General features: G+C 71.1%; 4 protein-coding genes and 1 pseudogene. 1 reads left to right on the top strand and 4 read right to left on the bottom strand.

All coding sequences use genetic code 11. From position 1 onward, the window contains the following. Positions 1-323: 323 nt before the first annotated feature. The 4 genes from MXD59_RS18125 to MXD59_RS18110 all read right to left on the bottom strand — a co-directional run bounded on the left by MXD59_RS18125 (position 324) and on the right by MXD59_RS18110 (position 3,533). Positions 324-611, bottom strand: a complete 288-nt coding sequence (locus MXD59_RS18125) for a hypothetical protein (RefSeq protein ID WP_225437958.1) — start codon at positions 609-611, stop codon at positions 324-326. A gap of 63 nt (positions 612-674) precedes the next feature. Further along, positions 675-1,670: an NAD-dependent epimerase/dehydratase family protein gene (locus MXD59_RS18120; protein WP_248825874.1), complete on the bottom strand. Its 996-nt coding sequence runs from the start codon at positions 1,668-1,670 to the stop codon at positions 675-677. Positions 1,671-1,693: 23 nt separating this feature from the next. Further along, a complete protein-coding gene (locus MXD59_RS18115) occupies positions 1,694-3,190 on the bottom strand; it encodes a helix-turn-helix domain-containing protein (RefSeq protein WP_248825873.1) in 1,497 nt (498 codons plus the stop codon). A 136-nt stretch (positions 3,191-3,326) separates the two neighbouring features. Then, positions 3,327-3,533, bottom strand: coding sequence for a hypothetical protein (locus tag MXD59_RS18110; RefSeq protein WP_248825872.1), 207 nt, complete (start codon positions 3,531-3,533; stop codon positions 3,327-3,329). Positions 3,534-3,777: 244 nt separating this feature from the next. Between MXD59_RS18110 and MXD59_RS18105 the strand changes: the two are divergent. Then, a pseudogene (locus MXD59_RS18105) lies at positions 3,778-4,264 on the top strand (nicotinate phosphoribosyltransferase); the annotation flags it as partial.

Below are 4,264 nucleotides of genomic sequence, written 5' to 3'. Positions count from 1 at the left end.
CGACAGCAAAACTCAACATCGAAAACAGCGGGCGGTCCTCACGGGACCTCACACGCCCAGCAGGCGAAAGATCGAGGTTAGTGCGCCCAGCTGCACAGGCATGCCGTCGGGTGGCCCGTGGCCGGACCTGTCGAGCTCCGGTGGCACGGGAAGCTTCGTCGCGTTCGGTTTCAGAGGATAGGTCAACCCTCGCGACGAGCCGGACGCTATGTCCGCTCGCGGACAGTCTGCGGCGCAACCGCCGTGATGTCGACCCAGCCGACCCGGGATGCCACCGATGCCCTGGTCGGGTGGTCGGGTCAGGCCGGAGGGTGCCGGCCCGGTCAGCCGGGGCGGCGGGTCTGGGTGGGGATGTGGGTCGCGGCGTCGAGAACGTCACACAGCTGCGCGGCCGCCGCCTGGCCGACGTCGGCGCAGCGGTCCACCCAGACCTGACGATGTTCACCGGCGTGCCGGTCCTCGACCTCCAGGGGTCCCAGGACGCCGCCCATCGCCGCCTGCAGATGCGCCCACTCGTGCGCGGCCGACCAGCTCGTGAAGGAACCGAGGTGCTCGCCGTCGTAGTCGTAGACATGGCAGGGCCGTGGGCCTGCCGGTAGGTCCGCCCTCATCACAGCCAGCCCTTCGGGGTCGGGGAAGCCATTCATGATCATAGGGTGGGGCGGGTGGGTTGATCAGGTGATGATCGGCACGTTGCGCTGCCGAGGCGGCACGCCGGTGCTACCGGCGGCCCGGCCGTGGTGCCACGCGTCGGCGACGATCCGTTCAATGCTGGAACACGGTGAGTTCCAACCAAGCTCCGCGCGGATGCGCCGGCTGTCCCCGATGAGCGCCTGCGGTTCGGCGACCGGTGGGCAGTGCACCCGGCGGACCGGACGTCCACTGGCCCGGCCGACGGCGGCCAGCACGTCGATGACGCTCACCCCCACCCCGCTGCCCACGTTGTAGGTCGCGCAGCGTCCGGGCGCGGCCATCGTGAGCGCGGTGAGGTAGGCGGCGGCCATGTCCCCGACGTGCACGTACTCACGTAGCGCCCGGCCGTCCCCGTTGACCCGGAAGACGTCGCGCCGGCCGCTGGCGACCGCGATCGCCGCGGGGATGATGCGGCTGTCGTCGGAGTCGAAATGCCCCAGTGCCGCCCCGGCCACGTTGAACGACCGCAGGATCACCCCGCCCAGCAGCCCCGTGCCGGCCTGGTGGCCCAGCAGCCGTTCGGCGGCGAGCTTGGACGCCCCATAGGGGTTGGACGGGTCGGGCCGGCGGCTTTCCGGCACACCGGTGAGGTCCATGTCGCCGTAGACGGCACAGCTGGAACCGAACACGAACGCGGGTGCCACCCCGGTCCGCTCGGTACCTGCCTCCAGCGCCGTGAGCAGGTTGGCGGTGCCGGTGAGATTGGCCTGGAAGTACCGCAGGGGCGCGGTGCGGGACTCCCGGACCCGGGTCAGCGCGGCCAGATGGCACACCCCGTCGAAGCCGCGGGTGACGCCGGCCCTGGCCAGGGTCGGCGACTGCAGCAGATCCGCGACGACGACCTCGACCCCCGGGGCGAAGGTGGGGGCCGCGGCCGGGTCGCGGACCATCGCCGTCACCGCGTGGCCCGCGGCGGCCAGGGCATCCGTGACCACCGCACCGATGAAGCCGGACGCGCCGGTGACGAGTACGCGCATGGTGCGGATCAGCCCGTCCCGGCTCAGGCGCCGGCCCGCACCCGAAGGCCGGGCAGCAGGGTCTCCCGGTGGCGCCAGGCGAGTTCGAGACAGGCCGCCGCAGACGGGGCGATCGGCTCGGTGTCGACCAGACGCCGCAGCGCCGCATGGGTGAACGGGATGCCCTCGGTCACCGCCCGGTTGGGGCCCGCGGTGACAACGGATCCCTCCGTGTTGCTCTGCACCATTCCACCGAAGAGCTTGTCGAAGGCGTCCGCGTCGATGACCACGACGGTGAGTATCTCGCCGAACAAGGTCAACGCATCGAGGCCGAGGCCGAAGTACGACACGCGCATCGTCCCGGCCCGCCGGGCCTGCTCGAACGAACGGAACGGTTCGTCCGTCTCGTAGGTGATCGGGCGGGACGAGCTGCCGTCGTGCTCGGGGTTGCCGAGCAGCTCCTCGCTGAGCTCGCGCATGATGTTGTGCCACAGGTCGAAGTCGGCCTGATGGTGCACGGCGGTGATCCCGGACGGCTGGAACACTCCGGCGGGGATCACGTGATAGACCCCACCGGCGGTGGCCACCGAGCCGGCGCTGCGCCGATGCAGGAAGAAGCTGGCCTGCCCGCCCCGGTCATGGCGGATCGTCAGCGTGTTGATGGACGGCAGTGCCACCCGACGGGCGAAGTCGAACGGGCTGCCGATCCGGGCCCGGAACGGCAGCGCCGGCCACGACAGACCGGTACCCGCCATCGCCGCGGCCGCCTCGTGGGCCACGGTCTCGCACACGTCGACCGCGTCGAAGTAGGTGGTGTGGCCGAAACCGAGGGTGGGCCGGTTGGTCGCGCTCGCCGGCGCGGTGCCATCCCCGCTGACGTCGACCAGCCGGAAGCTCAGCCGGTTCTCGAACAGGGTCGGCCGGTCCAGATCCCGCATCGCCCGGGTGTAGCGCTGGTAGCGGGTCTGCGCGTTCGCACCGCCGAGCAGCGGACGGCTGCCGGCGGTCTCCGGCTCGTCGCCCTTGATCAGTGGCGGTTCGACGTCGTCGCGCCAGTGCAGCTGGACGTCGTCGATGTCGACCGGCCGGTCCCACACCCAGCCCGGCCGGGACAGCAGCCCGCTGCCGAGCCGGTCGGTCTCCGGATAGAGCCGCACGGCCGCGCGGGCCAGGCTGATCCGGTGGTGGTTGAGATGGTCACGGGTCAGCCGCCAGGCCCGCTGGCTCGCGGCGATCTGCTCGCCGGCGGCGCTGCGGGGGACGGCCTCGCGGCGCCGGTCGTTCATCGCCCCGGGGGCCAGACCCACGTCCTCGGGGGACAGCGACAGGTTCCGGGCGATGTGACGCAGCGTCGAGATGTCGTGGATCGCCCGCCGACCGCTCTCGACCTTGGAGACGTACGACTGGTCGAAACCGAGTCGATCGGCCAACTGCTGTTGGGTCAGCCCGTGGGCCTGCCGATAGGCCCTCAGGAGCTGGCCGACACCGACGCTGGCCGGAGTGGCCCGCGGCGGAGTCCAGAGCCAGGTGTGACCAGTCACCTGCAGTCCTCTCGTCCGACAAACGTGTTACGCGAAGTGAGCATAACGAGTCGGGCATCTGCGAGCGCAGTGACATAAATCGACCACTCCCCTTCGGGGCGGTCTGGTGGCGTCCCGTGACCCTGCAGGATGGGTCTCATCCGTTTGACAGGCCGTCGTGAAGATCCCAGATGATCACGACAACGATCGCCACCAGTATCCAGCGCAGGAAGCGGACCCGGCCCCAGAAGTCACCCGCAATCCCACGTCCCGCCCGCGCGCCGAACACCAGCAGCGCAAGGAGCGCGCCGCCGACCACGACAAGGAAGATGCCCGCATTGCTGTGGTCCACAGTGAAGACCATCGCATAGTGGCCCGCTGTGCTCTTACCGTCCCCGGTAATCCATCCGCTGCCTCCGTTCTTCTCGTGCGCTCGGTTGTCGATGTGGGCGATGTGTGCCGTGTGGTGTCGACCCGGTGGGCGCGGGGCGGGCTGCCGGGTGGGCGACCGGCCGACGGCCACTCCGGCGGCCCGCCCGGCCGCTGCCGCGTGCCGCGCGGTGACCGCTCGGCGCGCATCTGACGGGCATCGTCCCTACCCTGTTCGGGTGTCCACGGCACTTATGACCGATCGCTACGAGCTGACCATGCTGCGGGCCGCTCTGCAGTCCGGCGCGGCCCACCGCCATGTGGTCTTCGAGGTCTTCACTCGCGCGTTGCCGCCTGGCCGCCGCTTCGGCGTGCTCGCCGGCACCGGACGGCTGCTCGAGGCCCTGGCCGACTTCCACTTCGGACCGGCCGAACTCGACGTCCTGCGGGCCGACGGGGTCGTCGACGAGGCCACGGCGGCGTGGCTGGCCGACTACCGCTTCCACGGCGACATCCACGCGTTCGCCGAGGGCGAGCCGTTCTTCGCCGGCACCCCCGTCCTCGTCGTCGAGGGCACCTTCGGGGAGGCGGTCCTGCTGGAGACGCTGGTGCTCTCGATCCTCAACCACGACAGTGCCATCGCCGCCGCGGCCGCCCGGATGGTCGCGGCCCCGGCCGCGCGGGCCGGCCAGGAGATGGGTTGGCGGCGCCCCCACGAGGCGGCCG

This window comes from Frankia umida, from assembly GCF_023242945.1.
GTDB classification, from domain to species: Bacteria; Actinomycetota; Actinomycetes; order Frankiales; family Frankiaceae; genus Frankia; species Frankia umida.
Note: the sequence above shows the minus strand (reverse complement) of the source record. Positions and strands in the feature narration are given on the sequence as shown.

What these genes read in the sequence shown, in the direction of transcription:
- MXD59_RS18125 (WP_225437958.1), bottom strand. Translation starts at nt 611, where the DNA reads ATGAGGGCGGACCTACCGGCAGGCCCACGGCCCTGCCATGTCTACGAC.
- MXD59_RS18120 (WP_248825874.1), bottom strand. Translation starts at nt 1,670, where the DNA reads ATGCGCGTACTCGTCACCGGCGCGTCCGGCTTCATCGGTGCGGTGGTC.
- MXD59_RS18110 (WP_248825872.1), bottom strand. Translation starts at nt 3,533, where the DNA reads ATGGTCTTCACTGTGGACCACAGCAATGCGGGCATCTTCCTTGTCGTG.